Annotated in this window: 18 protein-coding genes and 1 tRNA gene; 8 read left to right on the forward strand and 11 right to left on the reverse strand. The window is 50.0% G+C overall.

Annotation, left to right across the window (positions count from 1 at the left end):
• Positions 1-55: 55 nt before the first annotated feature.
• The 7 genes from SPIRS_RS15835 to rlmN all read left to right on the forward strand — a co-directional run bounded on the left by SPIRS_RS15835 (position 56) and on the right by rlmN (position 6198).
• Positions 56-889, forward strand: coding sequence for a hypothetical protein (locus SPIRS_RS15835; protein ID WP_013255696.1), 834 nt, complete (start codon positions 56-58; stop codon positions 887-889).
• A 355-nt stretch (positions 890-1244) separates the two neighbouring features.
• The gene (locus SPIRS_RS15840; protein ID WP_013255697.1) at positions 1245-2333 is read left to right on the forward strand and encodes an ATP phosphoribosyltransferase regulatory subunit; all 1089 of its coding nucleotides are present in this window, start codon (positions 1245-1247) and stop codon (positions 2331-2333) included.
• 9 nt (positions 2334-2342) lie between these two features.
• Positions 2343-2984: an ATP phosphoribosyltransferase gene (gene hisG, locus SPIRS_RS15845; RefSeq protein ID WP_013255698.1), complete on the forward strand. Its 642-nt coding sequence runs from the start codon at positions 2343-2345 to the stop codon at positions 2982-2984.
• Positions 2977-3567, forward strand: a complete 591-nt coding sequence (gene hisB, locus SPIRS_RS15850; protein WP_013255699.1) for an imidazoleglycerol-phosphate dehydratase HisB — start codon at positions 2977-2979, stop codon at positions 3565-3567. Before hisG ends, hisB begins: the two co-directional genes overlap by 8 nt.
• 77 nt (positions 3568-3644) lie before the next feature.
• Positions 3645-3980 (forward strand): hypothetical protein, encoded by a 336-nt coding sequence (locus tag SPIRS_RS15855; protein ID WP_020614233.1) that lies wholly within the window; start codon positions 3645-3647, stop codon positions 3978-3980.
• Positions 3977-5131 carry a tetratricopeptide repeat protein gene (locus SPIRS_RS15860; protein ID WP_013255701.1) on the forward strand — a complete coding sequence of 385 codons (1155 nt, stop codon included), beginning with the start codon at positions 3977-3979 and terminating at the stop codon, positions 5129-5131. Before SPIRS_RS15855 ends, SPIRS_RS15860 begins: the two co-directional genes overlap by 4 nt.
• A complete protein-coding gene (gene rlmN / locus SPIRS_RS15865) occupies positions 5128-6198 on the forward strand; it encodes a 23S rRNA (adenine(2503)-C(2))-methyltransferase RlmN (RefSeq protein ID WP_013255702.1) in 1071 nt (356 codons plus the stop codon). The genes SPIRS_RS15860 and rlmN overlap by 4 nt, the downstream gene beginning before the upstream one ends.
• On the opposite strand, the gene SPIRS_RS15870 is transcribed toward rlmN, so the two are convergent.
• The 3 genes from SPIRS_RS15870 to SPIRS_RS15880 form a co-directional block, all read right to left on the reverse strand.
• A complete protein-coding gene (locus SPIRS_RS15870) occupies positions 6151-7944 on the reverse strand; it encodes an alanine--tRNA ligase (protein WP_013255703.1) in 1794 nt (597 codons plus the stop codon). The two genes, rlmN and SPIRS_RS15870, sit on opposite strands and share 48 nt — an antisense overlap.
• Before the next feature lie 68 nt (positions 7945-8012).
• The gene (locus SPIRS_RS15875) at positions 8013-8531 is read right to left on the reverse strand and encodes a TM2 domain-containing protein (RefSeq protein WP_013255704.1); all 519 of its coding nucleotides are present in this window, start codon (positions 8529-8531) and stop codon (positions 8013-8015) included.
• A gap of 70 nt (positions 8532-8601) precedes the next feature.
• A complete protein-coding gene (locus tag SPIRS_RS15880) occupies positions 8602-9735 on the reverse strand; it encodes a flagellar motor switch protein FliG (protein ID WP_013255705.1) in 1134 nt (377 codons plus the stop codon).
• Between the two features lie 272 nt (positions 9736-10007).
• On the opposite strand from SPIRS_RS15880, the gene SPIRS_RS15885 reads away from it, so the two are divergent.
• Positions 10008-10080, forward strand: a tRNA-Phe gene (locus SPIRS_RS15885).
• A 58-nt stretch (positions 10081-10138) separates the two neighbouring features.
• Here the strand turns inward: SPIRS_RS15885 and SPIRS_RS15890 are convergent.
• The 8 genes from SPIRS_RS15890 to SPIRS_RS15925 form a co-directional block, all read right to left on the reverse strand.
• The gene (locus SPIRS_RS15890) at positions 10139-10792 is read right to left on the reverse strand and encodes a metallophosphoesterase family protein (RefSeq protein WP_013255706.1); all 654 of its coding nucleotides are present in this window, start codon (positions 10790-10792) and stop codon (positions 10139-10141) included.
• Positions 10770-11504: an ABC transporter ATP-binding protein gene (locus SPIRS_RS15895; protein WP_013255707.1), complete on the reverse strand. Its 735-nt coding sequence runs from the start codon at positions 11502-11504 to the stop codon at positions 10770-10772. Before SPIRS_RS15895 ends, SPIRS_RS15890 begins: the two co-directional genes overlap by 23 nt.
• Positions 11504-12256, reverse strand: a complete 753-nt coding sequence (locus tag SPIRS_RS15900) for an ABC transporter permease (RefSeq protein WP_013255708.1) — start codon at positions 12254-12256, stop codon at positions 11504-11506. The genes SPIRS_RS15895 and SPIRS_RS15900 overlap by 1 nt, the downstream gene beginning before the upstream one ends.
• A gap of 33 nt (positions 12257-12289) precedes the next feature.
• On the reverse strand, positions 12290-13294 hold the full coding sequence (locus SPIRS_RS15905) for an ABC transporter substrate-binding protein (protein WP_013255709.1): 1005 nt from the start codon (positions 13292-13294) through the stop codon (positions 12290-12292).
• Between the two features lie 23 nt (positions 13295-13317).
• Positions 13318-14553, reverse strand: a complete 1236-nt coding sequence (tyrS, locus tag SPIRS_RS15910; RefSeq protein ID WP_013255710.1) for a tyrosine--tRNA ligase — start codon at positions 14551-14553, stop codon at positions 13318-13320.
• 1 nt (position 14554) lies between these two features.
• A complete protein-coding gene (locus tag SPIRS_RS15915) occupies positions 14555-15886 on the reverse strand; it encodes a glycine--tRNA ligase (RefSeq protein ID WP_013255711.1) in 1332 nt (443 codons plus the stop codon).
• Between the two features lie 9 nt (positions 15887-15895).
• Entirely contained in the window at positions 15896-17365 is a 1470-nt protein-coding gene (gltX, locus tag SPIRS_RS15920; protein ID WP_013255712.1) for a glutamate--tRNA ligase, read from the reverse strand.
• 79 nt (positions 17366-17444) lie between these two features.
• A complete protein-coding gene (locus SPIRS_RS15925) occupies positions 17445-18272 on the reverse strand; it encodes a hypothetical protein (protein ID WP_013255713.1) in 828 nt (275 codons plus the stop codon).
• Positions 18273-18304: the final 32 nt, after the last annotated feature.

An 18304-nucleotide genomic window follows, 5' to 3' on the forward strand; every position in this document is an offset into this window, starting at 1 on the left:
AGAAACCGGACGAGCTATACTTTGATCGACACGTCATAACAGGAGGAGATCTTGAATGCATAATAAAAGGAGCGGAATACCCAAACTACTGGTCTTATTTGTTGTGATTGCCTTTGCGGTATCAAGTTGCACTGCAATAAGCAACACAGTTTCCAAGGCCAAAAGTTCGATAAACCGACGGGCAGAGAATGCCATACTATCAGCTACCGGCATAGCAGGATTGCAGGATTCAATGCTGGCAATGGTGGTTTATACACATGCCTTTTTTGCCGGTGGTTTTATGTACGGCTATGAAAACTTCAACGAGGGGGAAGGAGTTGAATGGAGGATACAAGTCTCCACGGATGATGAAGAAAGCCGTTTAACCGTGGAACGGGCCCTTCTCAAACGTAATGAAGATGGAAGTGGGTGGTGGCAACTCCGTTATTCCGACAATGAATCCGACCTTCTCTCCGAAGCCCTGATCGGCAAGGAGTATGAATTACTTGCCTTCAGATATCGCGACCAGGAAAGCGGCGAAATCAGAGAGTGGTTACCGGAGCAGAACGAGACCAGCGATCAAGAGGATGCGGAAGAGGAGGAACCCCCGGAGTATTATCAAGGCCCATGGGAATCGCATGTGGTGGGAACCTCTGTTATACAGGTCCCGGCAGGCACTTTTAACGCACAAGAGGTCCTTCTGGAAGAAAAAACCAAAAGCCATTACACCGATGAAGCCGGAAACGATCAAACGAAAACAGGGATACTTCGGTATCAATGGTGGATCAGTGATGAGGTTTCGGGAAAGCTCGTGAAATACCGATGGGAAGACAGCTCCGAGGGATCTGTGTTTACCGGAGAACTCATTTCGAACAAAACCGGTTATAAGACCCAACTTTCATCCTTTTGAGACACAGGCATCCGGCTGCATCGTTGTTGCAGCCGGGTGTTGGGGTTTCCTAAAGTTTTCTAAAAGGAAGTCATTCATTTAGTCCGGCAAAGAGGCCTTCGTTATGTCGTTGTATTGCAAGTTAGTGTTCTGAATAGTGGTGATACATGGCGTGTAAATCCTTTCTTCTCTGTAACTTGTAAGCTCTATTGTAAAAACAGCAAGCCAACGGCGAAAAACAAAGGAATCCACCACCATAATAACCGACGCACCACCAGGATTCCGGACACTACATACTCTTTTCCTCACCTGCCATTACTGGTATAGTATCCTCAATCCGCAAAAGGAAACCAGCCAGCAGGCGGGAGGAGTATCCGTGAGGGACAATCAGGACAGATTATTACAGATTCCGCTGGGAACCGAAAGTTTCTATCTCGAGGAAGCATATCGCCATCGAGAGATTACCTATAAACTCCATCGGCTTTTTGCTTCCTGGGGATATCTACCCGCAGAAACTCCGGTGTTTGATTTTTTTGATACCTACCGGCACCTCCTGAACGAAAACAAGAAACATATCTACCGCCTCATCGATAGAGAGGGAGATCTGCTGATGCTTCGGTCCGACATTACCCTTTTTCTGGCTAAACAGATGGGATTGCTGTTGCGACAAGAGGATCTTCCGGCCAGGGTTTGTTACAGCGACACCATTCTTCGGCACCAGAACAGGGAAGATATCAGCAGAAATGAGTTTTTCCAGGTAGGGGCCGAGCTGATCGGAAAAGAAAAGATAGAAGGTGATCTGGAAATTCTGCTCCTGCTGTTGGCAACTTTCGATTCCCTGCATGTGAAGCCCCTTATCCATATCGGGAGCAGGCGCCTCGTAGATGCTATTTTTACAGATCTCTGTTCGGCAGAACGGGAATCGGCAATTGCGGATGTTCGCAACCGCAATAGAGCAGACACGGCCGAGCTTTTGAAGAAGTTGTACGGAAAAGAAGCGGGTTCGGCCATTGCCGCGATGCTTCGCTTTATTGGAACACCGGAGGAGCTTAAAAGCATAAAACCTCGTTTTGCTGCCCATCTTAACGCTGCGGCAAAGCAAGCAATGGAAGAGATGGAGGCAATGTTCACGATTCTGGAACGACTTAACAAGGTGGAACAACTGCGCATCGATTTCTCCGAGGTTGGAGAGCAGCCATATTACACGGGCATTGTGTTTCAAGCCTATATTGATACTCTGGACGACGCAATCGCTTCGGGAGGGCGTTATGATAAGCTGTTGGAGAGCTTCGGCTTTAATGCACCTTCCGCCGGCTTTTCCATCATGTTGAGAAAAATAGAGCCGCTGCTTGGAGATGACTTTCTCCCCCCCCGTCCGGTCACATCGGACCACTATGGAAGCTTTGAAGAGGCCTTTAAAGCAGCGGAAAAGCGGAGAGCAGCAGGCGAATGCATGACACTATAGGAGAAAGCGATGAATGAGAAATCACAGGAAGCCCCTTTGAGCCTTGCTTTGCCAAAGGGACGGCTGCTGGATGAAATACAAGAGCGATTTGCAGAAAGGGGAATGGCCTTTTCCTTTGAAAAACGAAAACTTGTGGCCCGCGACGAAAGCGGAACGCTTGAGATCTTTCTGGTAAAAAACAGCGATCTTCCCACATATGTGAACCATGGTATCGCAGGTCTCGGCATCTGCGGTTCCGATGTTCTGTATGAATCCGAATATCGTTTTTTTCGCCTCAAGACCTTTGATTTCGGCGGTACATCGATGTGCATTGCAGGCAGGCGGGACGAGCCCTTTTCACTGGATAAGCGAGGAGTCGCCGTTGCTACCAAATTTATCAATTTTACAAGGGATTACTTTCATCAAAGGGGGATTCCCGTTCAGATTATCAAGCTAAACGGTTCGGTGGAGCTTGCTCCGGTTTTAGGCTTGGCACCCTACATTGTCGATCTTGTTGAAACGGGAAACACGCTCAAGGCCAACCATCTTGAAGTGAAGAAGAAGCTGGAGGATATTCATGTTCACCTGATTGCGAACCCCTCCTACTATAAGCTCCACCACCGAAAAATCGATCATTTCATACAGATGATTGAGGAGGACAACCATGAGTGAAACCATTCGCATCGAAAGAAATACAAAGGAAACCGAAATCTGTGTCAGTTTCGAGGGGCCGGAATCTCTACCGGGAACAATTTCAACGGAAGTTCCCTTCTTCGACCACCTCCTTACCTCTATGGCGTTCCATGGGGAACTGGGCTTTACGATTTCCGCCCGGGGTGATATCGAAGTGGATCCGCATCATCTTGTCGAAGATACAGGGCTCGTACTGGGGGATGCCGTCAGAAGCTATGTTCTGAAGAAGAATGCGATCGAACGCTTCGGACATGCGGTTATCCCCATGGATGATGCATTGGTTGAGGTAACCATTGATGCGGGAGGGCGTCCCTACTTTTATATGAATGCCCTCTTCCCCCAAAGCATGTGTGGAAATTTCGACACTGCGCTTCTGAAAGAATTCTTCCGTGCCTTTGCCGTTCGCGGAGGTTTAAACCTCCATATAGATGCACGCTACGGCGAAAATAGTCATCATATTGCAGAAGCTGCCTTTAAGGCCCTGGGAAAAGCACTGGGAAACGCCCTAAAAAAGAAGGCAAAAGGTATAACCCCCTCGACGAAAGGAACGATTAGCGTTTGATAGGGGCTTAAGACCTTGCTTTTCTTCTATTTTTTCCCTATAGTTACAAGAAAACTTGGCCTTATGGTTAGTGTGGAATGAAAAAAGAGGAGTTATCAAAGTTGCTCCCCCGGGAAGGATTCCTCAAGATCGGAAAAACCGGGAACAGGCCCTTATCGTCATCCGATCGAGCCGCACTCATCAGGAAGGGAAACGAACAATACAATTCCGGGAACGTTGAACTTGCGAAAAGAATTTTCATCACTACTGGATATTCAGATGGTTTGATCAGGGTCGGTGACCGATGCATAGAAAATGGGGATCCTTTGGAGGCCCTAAGACTCTACTGGCTCGCATCTGCACCAGGAAAGGTTGATGCATTGCTTGAACAAACCGCATCTGTTATTAGACGGTGGTTGAGCGAAGGGGAATGATAGATATGATGGATATGAATGAACCAGACGAAAGAGATTTTTCCGATGCCTCGGGTCAATTTGAAGAATCTGTTCTCAATGAAATTTCTGAGCTCTCGAAAAGAGGCTATCAGCTGCTGAAAGAAAATCTCACAGGAGAGGCGGAGCGTTGCTTCGAAAAAATCCTGCAGCATGATGAATTTAATAATTATGCACTTGTAGGGATGGGGGATGCTTCCCGTAAACGGGGACATTTCAGAGATGCCATCACCTACTATCAACGCTGTCTTCAACATCACGACGGCAATAACTATGCACTCTTCGGGCTTGCAGACTGTTATAAGGCCCTAAATAAATATGATGATGCAATTAAGATATGGGAGCGGTATCTTCAACACGACGAGAAAAACGTCACCGTCCTTACCAGAGTTGCGGATGCCTATCGAAAGGTGAAGGACTTTCGCCATTCGAAAGAGGTATATCTCCAGGTCCTGGAAATCGAACCTGACAACCCATATGCGCTCATCGGCCTAGGTCATCTCCATTATGACTTTAGAGAATATGAGCAGGCCCTTCAGTATTGGGAGAGAATGCTGCAAGTCAAGAAAGAGAGCGTCGACATCAGAGTTCTCACCAGCTTGGGAAACTGCCACAGGAAGCTGAAGACCTATGCACAGGGGCTTGAATACTTCCATAAGGCATTGGAACTGGAACCGCAAAATTTCTACGCCCTCTTCGGGATGGCGGATTGTTATCGGGGAATGGATCATCATGCCGATTCTCTTGAGTATTGGCATCGAATTCTCAAACTCGATCCCCACAACAAGGTAATACTCACCCGAGCCGGCGATGCCTACCGCTGTATGGGCGATTACGACAATGCCGAGGAATATTACCGCAAGGCCCTTAACATCGAATTTGATGTTTATGCTATTCTTGGCTTGGCACTTATCAACAAGGCACGGGGAAATTACGAGGAGGCCATCGAAAGCCTTTACGGACTTTTGAAAGACGACCCCAAAAACCATCGTCTGTACACCGAGATAGCGGAGTGTTACCTTGCCCTGGGACAAAAGTATAAGGCCCTCGAGGTTTTAGGGGATTTTCAGCGTCTTGGTATCCGCAACAGCTACGTTTCGTCTCTCGTTGAGAAGATTCGTCAAGGCGGATGAGCCCGTCATATTACCCCTTCCCGGAAGGCACCGACTGCGCTTCCGGCCTATTTCCCGATGAAATCTGTCGCGTATTTCACCTCTCCCCCGCTTTTCGGGGGAAACAGGTGTTCAGGGCACTCCAGCAAGGAATATCCTCCTGGACGCAGATATCAACCCTATCCCTGAACGACCGAAACCGACTGAGTGAAGAAGCTTCCCTTTTTTCTTCCGTGCCTACGCGGTTCGACGAGGCATCCGACGGCAGTGCGAAGTTATTATTAGAACTTATCGACGGACGCTTTGTGGAATCGGTACTTCTGGTAGATGAGAGCGGCCGCAAAACAGCCTGCCTCTCCAGCCAGGTCGGCTGCGCCATGAGATGTGCTTTCTGTCGGACCGGAACCATGGGTCTTCTGAGGAATCTCAGTACAGGAGAAATTCTCGAACAGTATTATCACCTGAAAAATCGTTATGGGGAGATATCGAATATTGTCTTTATGGGGATGGGAGAACCCCTTGCAAATCTTCCTCCGGTACAAAAGGCAATAGCGATTCTTAACCATCCGGAAGGCCCAGGTATCGGCATAAGGAAAATAACGGTCTCCACCTGCGGCATCGTCGACGGAATCCGTTCTCTTAGCGAAACAGCATTAATTCCCCGTCTTGCCTGTTCCCTGGTAACCGCAGATCCAAAGTTACGCCAGAGGCTTATGCCGGTTAGCAAAGCAAACCCCTTACCGGAACTAAAACAGGCATTACACTTCTATCAAGAAAAAAGCAAGCGGCGAATAACCCTGGAATGTGTACTTCTCGGCGGCATTAATAGTGCAGAGGAACAGGCCCAAGGCGTAGCTGACTTCGCAAGGGGTTTATCGGTATTGGTAAACGTCATTCCCTGGAACCCTACGGAAGGGCTTGATTTCCGGCCGCCGAGCGACCAGGAGATCATCCGATACAGAAAGCGCCTCGAACAGGCCGGTATCGCCGTTTCCAGGCGCTACCGACGCGGTTCTGAAATTAACGGTGCCTGCGGTCAGTTAGCGGTCCTCGAGAACCGCCCTGATTCGTCTGACCCCTGCAGATGAGGATTGCTCCTTCGTAATCTTAAATCGCCCCAATTGGCCGGTATGCTCTACATGCGGGCCGCCACAGACCTCTTTTGAAAAATCACCAATAGAATAGACCTTTACCTGTTCGCCGTACTTGCTTTCAAAGAAGGCAAGGGCACCGGCGGCCCGGGCCTCATCAAGGCTCATCATCTCCATGGAAACAGGGAGATCACGGTCGATTTGTTGGTTGACAATCTCCTCAACCCGACGGACCTCTTCATCGCTCATCTTCTCAGGATGCACAAAATCGAAGCGAAGCCGTTCGGTGGTAATATTACTTCCCTTCTGCTGTACGTGCTCGCCCAGCACCATCCTAAGGGCCTTATGGAGGAGATGCGTGGCGGTATGGAGTGCAGTAGTCCGCTCAGAATGGTCGGCAAGGCCGCCCTTGAAGCTCTTCTCGGCTCCCTTCTTGGAGAGCTCCTGATGCTTTTCAAAGGATTTCTCGAATCCCTCCCGATCGACCGTTAAATCATGCTCGGCGGCAAGCTCCTCGGTTATCTCCAGCGGAAAACCGTAGGTATCGTAGAGACGAAAGGCAACCCGACCAGGGATAACACCGCTTTTACTCTTTTTGAGATTGGGAAGAAGCTTCTCAAATTCGTGCTCACCCTTTTTCAGGGTCTCAGAAAAACGTGCCTCTTCCGCCGTTAGCTCTTCACGAACAAAGTCCTTTGCAGCAATCAGCTCGGGATAGGGAAGACCATACCGTTCGAAAACAATATCAGCAAGTTCAGAGAGAAAAGCACGGTCGATACCGAGTTTCAGCCCATGCCGAACGGCGCGGCGAATAAGGCGCCGAAGAATATAGCCTTGTCCCAGGTTGGAAGGCTTCACTCCCCGTTCATCGCCAAGAATGAAAACGGCGGTTCGGACATGATCGGCAATGATCCTGATGGAGGTATCGTCTCCCTCGTCCTTGCCATACTGTTTTCCGGAAAGCCGCTCAATGCCTGAAATCAGCGGGGTAAAGGCCTCGGTTTCATAGACCGATCGTTTTCCCTGCAGTACGGCAACGGTACGCTCTATGCCCATTCCGGTATCGACACATGTACGCTCAAGAGGAACAAAACTTCCGTCAGCCTGCTTATTGTACTGCATGAAGACATCGTTCCACACCTCGAAGTACTTTCCGCACGGGCAACCGGGCCGACAGTCGTCTCCGCAAGCATCCCTTCCAGTGTCGATGAACATCTCTGTATCAGGGCCGCAGGGACCAGTCTCACCGGCAGGCCCCCACCAGTTGTCCCCCCTACCGAGAAAGAAAATTCTATCTTCAGGGATTCCCATACGCTTCCAGACGGAAGCCGATTCTTCATCCCTGGGAACCTCATCGTCGCCGGCAAAACAGGTAACCGAAAGCTTTTCCACCGGGATTCCCAGCCACTTGGGACTTGTGAGGAATTCAAAACTCATGGAAATGGCATCTTCCTTAAAATAGTCCCCAAGAGACCAGTTTCCAAGCATCTCAAAAAAGGTGAGGTGATGGGGATCTCCTACCGCATCGATATCACCGGTCCGGATACACTTCTGATAATCGGTAAGACGCGTTCCGGCAGGATGCGGCTCACCCAGCAGATATGGAACCAGGGGATGCATACCCGCGGTAGTAAAAAGCACGGTAGGATCATTTTCAGGGATAAGGCTCTGGCCCGTAATACGGGCATGTCCTTTTGAAACAAAAAATTCGATGTATTTATTACGGAGTTCGTCAGAGTTCATGATACATGATAGTACGGAGGCTGTACAAGCTTGTCAATAGAGTCCGGAGAAAGAGGCTTTTGGGACAATCACATCTCTTCAAGATCGGGGTGGCTTCCTCCCTCGGAAAATTCCTGGAAGAAATAGACCAAAGCCCCGTTTTTCGTTACCCGCAGATCCGCATACCCCTTTTCCACAAGGAGCTCAAGGGCCTTTTTTACATCATCAAGCCCCTTATCACACTCCAAAGCAACCGAGCTTGGGGTAACAACGCCCTTGTTCTTTTTGGCGGTCTTCAGGATGGCCTGCTCGAGACTCTCTTTCCGCCCGAGGCTCCGTGCACCTCCGGTATGGGTTCTGTCGATCGGTCCATGAGCACCTCCCGCCATGGCCCCAAGAAAGGCATTGTGGTAACCGACCCTGAGATTTGCCTCACGAACCTGCATGGGAAGAGTGATGAGATCGTAAAAAGCCCCGATTCCGAAAAGACCACCGGTAAAGAGGTAGAGGAGCCCGCTCCCCGGTTTTCCAAGATAAAAACGGTGAAATCCAAGCGCACCAAAACCAGAAATGAGCCATAGAAGATATGCAATACCGGTAGAATACACGAGAAGCGCCTCCTTCGATTATAAAGCTACTACGAAATAGAGGAAACGACAAGATACTTGTGCTATCGAGCTATATCAGGGGGTTATGGTCATCGGATAGAACTATCTCACCCCGTTCGACAAGTCCCCTTACATAGGCAAGAAAATTGTTTCGAGCCTTATCGACTTCATCACGCCGAAGGGGACCTAAAATCTCCAACTCCGATTGGACAAAGAGTTTTCTACGATCGCTTATACAGGAAAAGAGTTTTTCCTTCACCTCATCGTTTTGCTCCGTCATAAGAAGCGCAATCTCCCGATCTTCGAAATCTCTGAGAACACGCTGCATATCACGGTCGGAAATACGAAGCAGATCGTCGACAGTAAAAAGCCGTTTGGAGATTTGTTCTTTCAGTACTACGTCGCCTTCACCCAAGGTGTCAAGAATGCGCTCCCCTTCCCTAAAGTTCATCTGCTTCAAGATGGAGGCAAGAACCGCTTGACCGTCGACTTCCTCCGTTACAACTCGCCCCTGCGCGTGTAATCGCTCCTGCAGCTTCATCTCGATAGAGGCGACAACAGAAGGAGATACCCGTTCCATCCTAGCAAGACGGCGAACCGTTTCAACCTGCAGTGACGGAGAAAGCATCTTTACAATCTCTCCCGATTTTTTACGGGAAAGGAAGCTAAGGACAATGGCAATAACTGCTGCCGATTCCCGCCGTAACAAAAGGAAGATCTGCTGGCTCTCTATCTCTTCGAGAAAGGAAAAAGGCTTTTCGCCGCCGAAGGGTATAACCTTTTCAAGGAGTGCATCCCCCTTGTCTCTGCCGAAGGCCTTCTCGAGCATGGAGCGTGCCACCTCGACACCACCGCTAACAGCCTTTGCTTTATCCTCAGCCTTCCCAAATTGATCGAATAGGAGCTTCGCCTCTTCCTTATCAATCCGCTTTATCCCGGCAATCTCTCTGGTGATCTTTTCGATTTCATCGGTAGAAAAATGGGCAAGAATCCTTGCAGCTTGTTCCTTGCCTAAAAGGAGCAATAATTTTGCTGCCTTACGATAGGGATTCCCCGCAATCCCCTTCTTGAGAAATCCCCGGAGCGAAGAACTTTCATCAGAAGGGCTTTGCTCTTTATCCTTTTCTACGTTTCCTTCTTTTCCTGGTTTTTCCGTTTTTCCGAAACGGCCGTATGCCATGGCCGCTCTTTTGGGATCACTCATGGTTCTATACTACCCTCCAAAAGGGGCCTGGTCAATTTCTCATTGGAAAGCTTTTCTACTGTTCGGAATCCTGGTGATCAAAAGGCGGCAATTCCTTTTCTCTGCGTCAATTGAAAGCCAAACCATGGGAAAACGTATGCACTGGCATAAAAGAAAGATATCTACCTGTTAAACGGCATGTGCATCACCAGGATTCCGAACACTAAGGAAAGCTTTTTTTCCCGACCCGCCTTGACATTTTTGGCAGCATTGGGTATATATACATGCGTCGCGCCGCTGTAGCTCAGTCGGTAGAGCAGAGGACTGAAAATCCTCGTGTCAACAGTTCAATTCTGTTCGGCGGCACAAGAGCTGCCTGAGATTTTCTCAGGCAGCTTCTTTTTTGTTTTATGGAGTTTCAAACTCAAACTCGTCTCAGTTCGGCCTCGGCCACCCCTCCTGCAATTCGAACAACGGCATAGCGTCCATCTTTGAAAGCCCCCGGATTAACCAATACCGTTCGTCCGATTCGTCCGACACAGGCAGACTCATGTATATGGCCGCAAAGGTGGGCGATAGGGGCTACGGCTTCGCTCCAGCGGGCCACGGAGGTGCTGCCGACATGTTTCATCTTCATCGCACGATCTGCACAGCTTCCATGAGGCGGCTGATGTGAGACAAAGATCAACGGCATTCCGTCTTGAGGAAGAGAAATGCTTGAAAGTTCCCGATTAAGAGCCTCCTCATCCATGGTGCTTGGCGTTTCGAGAGGCCCGGGTAATGATCCGCCAAGCCCGACGAAACGAATCCCAGAAAAATCGCGAGAGACCAGGTGAAGACTGCCTTCCTGTTCGGCAATGCATCGGGCCGCTTCCTCGGTATCGCAATTGCCGTGGATAAGGAAGAGGGGAAGACCCAAATTTCGACACCCTTCGATGACGCGAAGGGCATCGGACCTCCCTCCAAAATGGGTGAGATCTCCGGCAACAATAAGAAGATCGGCTGCCTCGGCCTCTTCTTTTAATTTGGATAGTCTATCAATATCTCCATGTAAATCACTCACTAACAGTATAATCATCGTTATTCTCCTTCCTTCGGCTGCGCTCATCGATAAGCAGATGATAGAGTTCCGCTTCCAGGGCAAGGAGCCGAGGATCATGGATACTCCGCTGATTTCTATCAACCGGGTTGACAAAGCGACCGACAAGCTCGACAGGCGGTCCGTCAAGCACGAATATTCTATCACCCAGAACGAGAGCCTCCTGAATGTCGTGGGTAACAAAAATCGAGGTCCTTGGCTCCTGACCCCATATATGCCGAAAGGCATTCACGAGTGAAAGCCTAAGGGCAAGGTCAAGAGCCTGAAAGGGCTCATCCATGAGTAACATTGATGCATCGAAGGCGAAGGCCCTTGCCATGGCCACACGCTGCCGCATGCCTCCGGAGAGTTCTCCGGGGTAACGTGATGCAGAGGAGCGCAGGCCTACAATCTCAAGAAATCGTCTCACAGCTCCTTCATCTTTATTCACAAGGCAGACATTTTCCAGAACCGTCATCCAGGGCAATAAGCGCGGCTCCTGAAAAAGATAGCTTACGGCCTCTCCGGTATCCCTGCCGATGCTACCGTCAGAGGGTATCAACAGGCCGGCTATGAGATGCAAAAGCGTTGTTTTCCCACAACCGGAGGGTCCGAGGATTGCGGTAATCTCCCCTTCCGGGAACTCAAGCGAGAAGCGGCGAAACACCTCGATTCCGCTATCATAGGTAAAGGAAACGTTCCGCCATTCCATTAAGAACTCCTTTTCCCAAAATGATCTGCCAGGGAAAGGAGAGCCTGGGAGAGGGCTGCTGAAATCACCACAACGACAGTCCAGGCAAAGACAGCTTCGGACTCAAGGCTGAGTTGAGCAAGTTGCATCTGAGCACCCACCCCCGATCGGGGAATGGTGAAGATCTCCCCCGCGACCACAACCTTCCAACAAAGCCCGAGGGTCAAATGAGCAGCGGTAAGAATCGAGGGAACAAGCTGAGGAATGATGACTCGCCGCAGACGCTCTACCGGAGGCACTCGAAAAATATGGGCCATCTCGACAAGCTTGCTATCGATTTCAAGGATCCCACGCTCGACAGCCCCAATGACCACAGGAAGGGCCATAAGGACCGCCGCAAAAATCGGAACAACCGTGGAAGGAAACCAGAGTATCGCAATGAGAATAACGGCCATCACCGGCACCGTTCGCATGGTGTGAACAAAGGGAGAAAGAAAGGCTCGAAAGGCGGAGGAAAGCCCCGATCCTATGCCGAGGAGAATTCCGACAATGAGGGAAAAGAGGAAGGAAACGGCAACCCGTTCTCCTGATGCCGCTATATGTCTGAAAAACGTACGCCTGTCCCCGATGGCGATAAGACGCCGAAGAACCGCAAAAGGAGTGGGAAGTATAATGTCGGCATTCACGATACTCGAAGCAGCCTCCCAGATAATGAGAAGCAGCACAACGGATGCCGCTACGAGCACCATGGACCTTGCCGGTGAAATTTTCATCTAACCGAACCTCGGTTCGTCTCTCTCCCCTCTTTACTGAAAATAGAATCCCTCGTCGGGAAGCTTTCCACCGATCGACGCAGGGTCAAAATCAAGCAGGACCCTGAGAAAATCTTCTACAAGCGGGCGGCTCTCGACGGCGGGAAGGAAGACAAGGTTGCAGTTGGGAATTGCCGGGGCGGCAATTGCAGCAGGCATGATATCGAACTTTTCGATAAGAGCCGCGGCATCATCGGGATTTGCCCTCACCCATTCGATGGAAGCCTTATATGCATCCAGAAACCTTCGAGCGACCTCCGGATGGCTGTCGAGCAGCTTCGACGAGAGGACGACAACGGTAATGGGATAAGAACGCCCCTCTTCACCCCCATAAAGATCGTTCCAACTCTGCTGAAAATCGATTACAGAGGAAACGGTCGGAGCTTTATTTGAAACCAGGGTTGCAAAGGGCTCCGGGAGGACCCCATACTCAACCTTCCCTCCAATAAGAGCTTGGGCAAGTTGTGGGGCAGCGGTGATCGAATAATCGATACTCACCTGCTTTTCGACACCTGAACGGGAAAGAAAATAGCGAAGTAAGAAATCGGGTGTTGCCCCCTTGCCCACCGTGTATACGGTTTTTCCATCGAGGTCGGCCCAGGATGCAATGCCGGTATCCGAAGAGAGGAGGTGAAGAATTCCATAGCCGATTACTCCTCCGAGGCGGTAACCGGTGCCTGCGTTATACAGTTTAGCAGCAAGGTTCGTGGGGAAAACGGCGATATCGACCTCCCCGGAGGAAACCCTCGCCACCATCTCCTGGGGAGTGGGAAGCACCTGAAATTCGACGCTGATTCCCGCTCCAAGCTCAGGAGGGTCTTCCAAAAGGCGAACAGCCCCAAAGCCGCTGGATCCTTTATAGACGGCACCACGTATAACAAGGGATTCTTTCTTTTCCTTTGCCCCACTTCCGAAAAGCGGCAAAGCAGATGCCAAAAGAAATCCTGCCAGCAACAGGGAAAAAGCACGGAAACTACTCCATTGCTTCAGATTTTTCATATCAACTATCCCTTCTTTTCTCATCATTTTGCAATAACACGGAAAAAGCGCTTCTTTCCTGCACGAAGTAAAAGCTCTCCGTCATCATCAAGTTGCTTATTTGTAACGATCGCTTCAATATCATCGATTTTTTCATCATTAATGACCGCTCCCCCTTGCTGAACAAGCCTACGGGCCTCACTGCGCGAGGAGCAGAGGGTGGTCATGGCGAAAAGTTCGAGAATACCAATTCCTTCTTCCAGATCCTCGTTCGGGAGCTCGATAAAAGGTATCGCCCCCCGATCTGAGGCCCCGCCGGCACTGAACGCGGCCTTGGCAGCATCCCTGGCCTTATCGGCCTCATCTTTACCATGGATCAGTTTGGTCTGCTCATAGGCAAGGATCTCTTTAGCACGATTCAGTTCGGAACCCTCCAATCGGCCGAGCTCCCTTACCTCTTCTACGGGAAGGAAGGTAAAAAGCATGAGGAATTTCTCTACATCTGCATCCGCGATATTCCTCCAATATTGGTAATACTCAAAGGGAGGAAACAGATTCGGATCAAGGAATACAGCGCCCTTCTCGGTCTTTCCCATTTTTTTGCCGTCGGAACGGGTAACAAGGGGAAAGGTAAGCCCGAAGACCTCATTCCCCGACATTCGGCGAATCAGCTCCACACCGGCGACAATATTACCCCACTGGTCATCCCCTCCAATCTGGAAGAGGCAGTTCTCATCCCTATTAAGTACATAAAAATCATAGGACTGAAGGAGCTGATAGTTGAATTCGATAAAACTGAGTCCCGTTTCCAGGCGTTTTTTATAGGATTCGAAGGTGAGCATCCTGTTTACCGAAAAATGCCGCCCGATATCGCGTAGGAATTCGATGTAATTAAGATTGGCAAGCCAATCGTAATTGTTCAGAAGTTTCGCCTTTCCATCGGAAAAATCGACGATTCTGCCGATCTGCTTTTTTATGGCCTCGGCATTCTTCTGTATTGTTTCAACCGATTGGATCTTCCGCATCTCGGTTTTACCCGACGGATCTCCGATAAGGGCGGTTCCCCCACCCACAACAGCCAAGGGCTTGTGGCCTGCACGCTGAAGGTGGGCCATGGCAAACAGAGGTACCATATGCCCCACATGGAGGCTGATACCGGTAGGATCGACCCCAACGTAAAAGCTGTTCGGTCCGGAAGAAAGGGCCGTTTCCAGCCCCTTTTCATCGGTACATTGCTGGATAAATCCCCGTTCCCGCAGGACGGTCAAGGCATCGGCCATCTCACACTCTCCTGTAGTTCTTAATCTCTGCTCTTATTCGGGAGGTCAATTCATCGATGGGAACCCGAACCTGCTCCATGGAATCCCTGAAACGCAAAGTAACCGTCTTGTCCTCTTTCGTGTCATAGTCGATGGTAACGCAAAAGGGTGTCCCAATCTCGTCCATGCGACGATAACGGCGGCCGATGGCGCCGGATTGATCGTAAAAAACGGCGAATTCCTCACGAAGATCAGAAGCGACCCCCTGAGCGATTTCCGCGATGCCATCCTTCTTTACCAAAGGGAGCACGGCAACGGTGACAGGAGCGAGAGAGGGATGGAAATGAAGCACGGTTCTGATATCGCCGCCTTCCAACTCCTCTTCTTCATAGGCATCGGAAAGAACCATAAGAACCGAACGGGTAAGCCCGGCCGAGGTCTCTATGACATAGGGTATATAGCGAGACTTATCATCATCAAGATAGGTGAGATCCTTGCCGCTGTATTCCGCATGGCGGCTAAGGTCAAAGTCGGTGCGGGAATGAATACCCTCAAGTTCCTGCCAGCCCATGGGAAACTCATATTCAATGTCAAAGGCATCTTTTGCGTAGTGAGCAAGTTCGTTTTCGCCGTGACGGTGGAAACGAAGCTTCTCTTTTCGTATTCCGAGCTTATCGTAATAGGAAATACGTTCGTTTTTCCAAAACTCAAACCATTTGTCATCCTCTCCCGGCTTTACAAAGAACTGCATTTCCATCTGCTCGAACTCACAGGTTCGAAAGATGAAATTCTTCGTAGTCACCTCGTTGCGAAAGGCCTTTCCGACCTGGGCAATACCGAAAGGAATCTTCACCCGGCTGGTCTGAACGACATTACGAAAATTGACGAAAATCCCCTGGGCGGTCTCGGGACGCAAATACACGATGCTGCCGTCGTCCTTGACAGGGCCGATATGGGTTGCAAACATCAGATTGAAGTCGCGAGGTTCGGTAAAGGTTCCCGAGTTGCCACAAACGGGACAGGGAGCCTCAAGATCAATCTGATCGGCCCGAAAGCGACTCTTACACTGCTTACAATCCACCAGGGGGTCGGAAAAATTATCGACGTGCCCCGAGGCCTCCCAAACCCTGGGGTGCATCATGATAGCGGCATCGAGGCCGACGATATTATCATGAAGCTGGGTCATCTCCCTCCACCAATAATCTTTGACGCGGTTCTTCAGTTCAACACCAAGGGGACCGTAGTCCCAGGCCCCGGAAAGTCCTCCGTATATCTCACTGGACTGATACACAAAGCCTCTTCTTTTGCAGAGCGAAACCAGTTTTTCCATGCTTACTTCACGATTCTCAGCCATCAGTCAACCTCACTTCTTGAGCAATTCTATTCCCCGGTCGATACGATCCAGGGCCTTGTCTATTCCAATCAGTCGAATGGAGCCGAAAAGTGGCGGAGAAACGGTGCTGCCGGTAATGGCAACACGAAGAGGAGAGAGCATCTGCCCCAGCTTGAAACCCAACTCCTCGGATTTTTCTCTGAACATCTCTTCGACAACATCGTCGTCGGCCCTTTTCATGGCCTCAATAATTGTTCTCCCCGCTTCCATCGCGATGACGGTAGATGCAGCATCCATTTTCTTCGCAATAAGCTCTTCCGCCGTATAGCCGGAAGGCTCCTCAAAGGCAAATCGGCAGATATCTCCGGCATCGGGGATGAACTTCATCCGCTCCTTTACCAGAGGGACCATCTGCTTCACAAGCTCCATTTGAGATGCTTCCGGGGGATCGGAAACCAAGTCCGCTTTCTCAAGAAAGGGAAGCATACGTTCGACCAGCTTGGTATCATCCATCCGGCGGATATACTGCCCGTTGAACCACTCGAGCTTCCGGTAATCAAAGACACCCGGTGCCTTGTTGATTTTTTCAAGGCTAAAGAGCTTCTCCAATTCTTCTTTTGTGAAGAACTCCCGCTCGCCGTCGTAGCTCCAGCCGATAAGACTCACGTAATTGATCAGGGCCTCCGGCAAATAACCAGCCTTTCGGAATTCCCGCACTGCGGTGGCACCGTGGCGCTTCGATAACTTCTGTCCATCCTTACCCATAACCATGGGGAGATGACAATAGACCGGCGGCTCCCAGCCGAAGGCTCGATAGAGCAGCACATGAAGTGCTCCGGAAGGAATCCACTCCTGTGCGCGCAGGATATGGGTAATCTTCATGAGATGGTCGTCAACCACATTCGCAAGGTGATACGTGGGAAAACCGTCGCTTTTGAGAATCACCGGATCAGGCGGTATATCGCGATTTTTTCTGGTCACCTTCCCCAGCAGGACATCATCAAACGAGGTTTTCCCCTCGGAAGGGACCTTAAAGCGGACGACAGGATGCTCTCCCGCAGCAATCCGCTGTTTCGCTTCCTCAAGAGGAATCGAACGGCAATGACCATCATAGCCCACGCGGGAGGCCTTGCTCTTCTGCTGCTCCTGCCGAAGTGTTTCAAGCCGTTCGGAGCTGCAGAAACAGTAGTAGGCATGACCACTTTCGATCAGCTTCTTGGTATATTCCTGGTAGAGATCATGGCGTTCGGATTGAATATAAGGGCCGTAATCGCCACCCTTCTCAGGTCCCTCATCCCACTCTATTCCCAGCCAACGGAGGGTCTCGAAGAGATCCTCCAAAGCCTCATCATGATACCGTTCACGATCGGTATCCTCGATTCTGAGGATAAATGATCCACCGCTGGATCGGGCAAAAAAGTAATTAAACAGGGCTGTTCTGATTCCCCCGATATGCTGGAGCCCGGTCGGAGACGGGGCATAACGTACGCGTACACTCATAGTTGCCTTTCCCTTTGAAAGATAATTGCCATTATATCGATCACGTCAAGTAAGGGTCAACCAAAGGGAAGGCTGACAGTCAGGCCTCTTTCTCGATCTCCTGCTTCGAAGGGTAAAGCCAGTTGAGAGCATCCTCGGTCAACTTTGCAAGGATGACCGGCACGACCTGTTCCCTGCTTCGCTGAATCTCCTTTTCAAGGGAGGGTCTGGAGTAGCGCTTTTTCATTTCGGCACTTTCGGAGGAAACCAGCGAGGCAACATCATCCTGTTCGACGGTAAAAGGGACAAGGGAGTAGAGAAGAAGGAGCCGCACTGTCGGACCGACGTAACCGGCACGGATCATCGATACGAAGTGCTCCATAGCCTCCTCGCGGCGCACCTGCATCAGAAGTGAAAAACCGTACAGGAAATTGATCCATTCCTTATCTTTCCTCGCTTCATCCCGATGAGGCCCGAAAAAGAACTCCAAGCCTTCGGCATCGGTCCGCAGCAGCCGTGGAATACCCAATGAAAGCAAAAAGCGGGAATGGAGCTTGGGATAGTGTTCCCGGAGATGGCTCTCCAGGCGATCGATCCCCTGCATGTTATTTTTCAAAAGATAGGCATTGATGAGTATTCGTATCCTTTGACCGGATATCCGCCCCCTTTGGTAAAGGCGATCCTCAAGATAGGCGATGACCCCATCCCAGTTTTCGTCTTCAAGGTTTCGAAAAAGCCTCCAGTTCAAAAGAAAATAGGAATCGATACCACCTATAATAAGAAAAAAGATGATAGGAAGATACCAGCTGTCGCGCCAAAAGATTGCGGCATACTCATGACCGAGCATAAATAAGGGCATAAAAAAGACAACAAAAAACGATAACACGATGACAAGATTGAAAAACAGAAAAATTATCTTAAACTTCACCCCAAAATGCTCCTATAATAATAAGAGAAAGT

The sequence above is a fragment of the Sediminispirochaeta smaragdinae DSM 11293 genome, from assembly GCF_000143985.1.
In the GTDB taxonomy this organism is placed as follows: Bacteria; Spirochaetota; Spirochaetia; order DSM-16054; family Sediminispirochaetaceae; genus Sediminispirochaeta; species Sediminispirochaeta smaragdinae.

Excerpts from the sequence above, each read along its gene's own strand:
- SPIRS_RS15835 (WP_013255696.1), top strand. The coding sequence starts at position 56 with ATGCATAATAAAAGGAGCGGAATACCCAAACTACTGGTCTTATTTGTT.
- hisG (WP_013255698.1), top strand. The coding sequence starts at position 2,343 with ATGAATGAGAAATCACAGGAAGCCCCTTTGAGCCTTGCTTTGCCAAAG.
- hisB (WP_013255699.1), top strand. The coding sequence starts at position 2,977 with ATGAGTGAAACCATTCGCATCGAAAGAAATACAAAGGAAACCGAAATC.
- SPIRS_RS15855 (WP_020614233.1), top strand. The coding sequence starts at position 3,645 with ATGAAAAAAGAGGAGTTATCAAAGTTGCTCCCCCGGGAAGGATTCCTC.
- SPIRS_RS15860 (WP_013255701.1), top strand. The coding sequence starts at position 3,977 with ATGATAGATATGATGGATATGAATGAACCAGACGAAAGAGATTTTTCC.
- rlmN (WP_013255702.1), top strand. The coding sequence starts at position 5,128 with ATGAGCCCGTCATATTACCCCTTCCCGGAAGGCACCGACTGCGCTTCC.
- SPIRS_RS15870 (WP_013255703.1), bottom strand. The coding sequence starts at position 7,944 with ATGAACTCTGACGAACTCCGTAATAAATACATCGAATTTTTTGTTTCA.
- SPIRS_RS15880 (WP_013255705.1), bottom strand. The coding sequence starts at position 9,735 with ATGAGTGATCCCAAAAGAGCGGCCATGGCATACGGCCGTTTCGGAAAA.
- SPIRS_RS15890 (WP_013255706.1), bottom strand. The coding sequence starts at position 10,792 with ATGATTATACTGTTAGTGAGTGATTTACATGGAGATATTGATAGACTA.
- SPIRS_RS15895 (WP_013255707.1), bottom strand. The coding sequence starts at position 11,504 with ATGGAATGGCGGAACGTTTCCTTTACCTATGATAGCGGAATCGAGGTG.
- SPIRS_RS15900 (WP_013255708.1), bottom strand. The coding sequence starts at position 12,256 with ATGAAAATTTCACCGGCAAGGTCCATGGTGCTCGTAGCGGCATCCGTT.
- SPIRS_RS15905 (WP_013255709.1), bottom strand. The coding sequence starts at position 13,294 with ATGAAAAATCTGAAGCAATGGAGTAGTTTCCGTGCTTTTTCCCTGTTG.
- tyrS (WP_013255710.1), bottom strand. The coding sequence starts at position 14,553 with ATGGCCGATGCCTTGACCGTCCTGCGGGAACGGGGATTTATCCAGCAA.
- SPIRS_RS15915 (WP_013255711.1), bottom strand. The coding sequence starts at position 15,886 with ATGGCTGAGAATCGTGAAGTAAGCATGGAAAAACTGGTTTCGCTCTGC.
- gltX (WP_013255712.1), bottom strand. The coding sequence starts at position 17,365 with ATGAGTGTACGCGTACGTTATGCCCCGTCTCCGACCGGGCTCCAGCAT.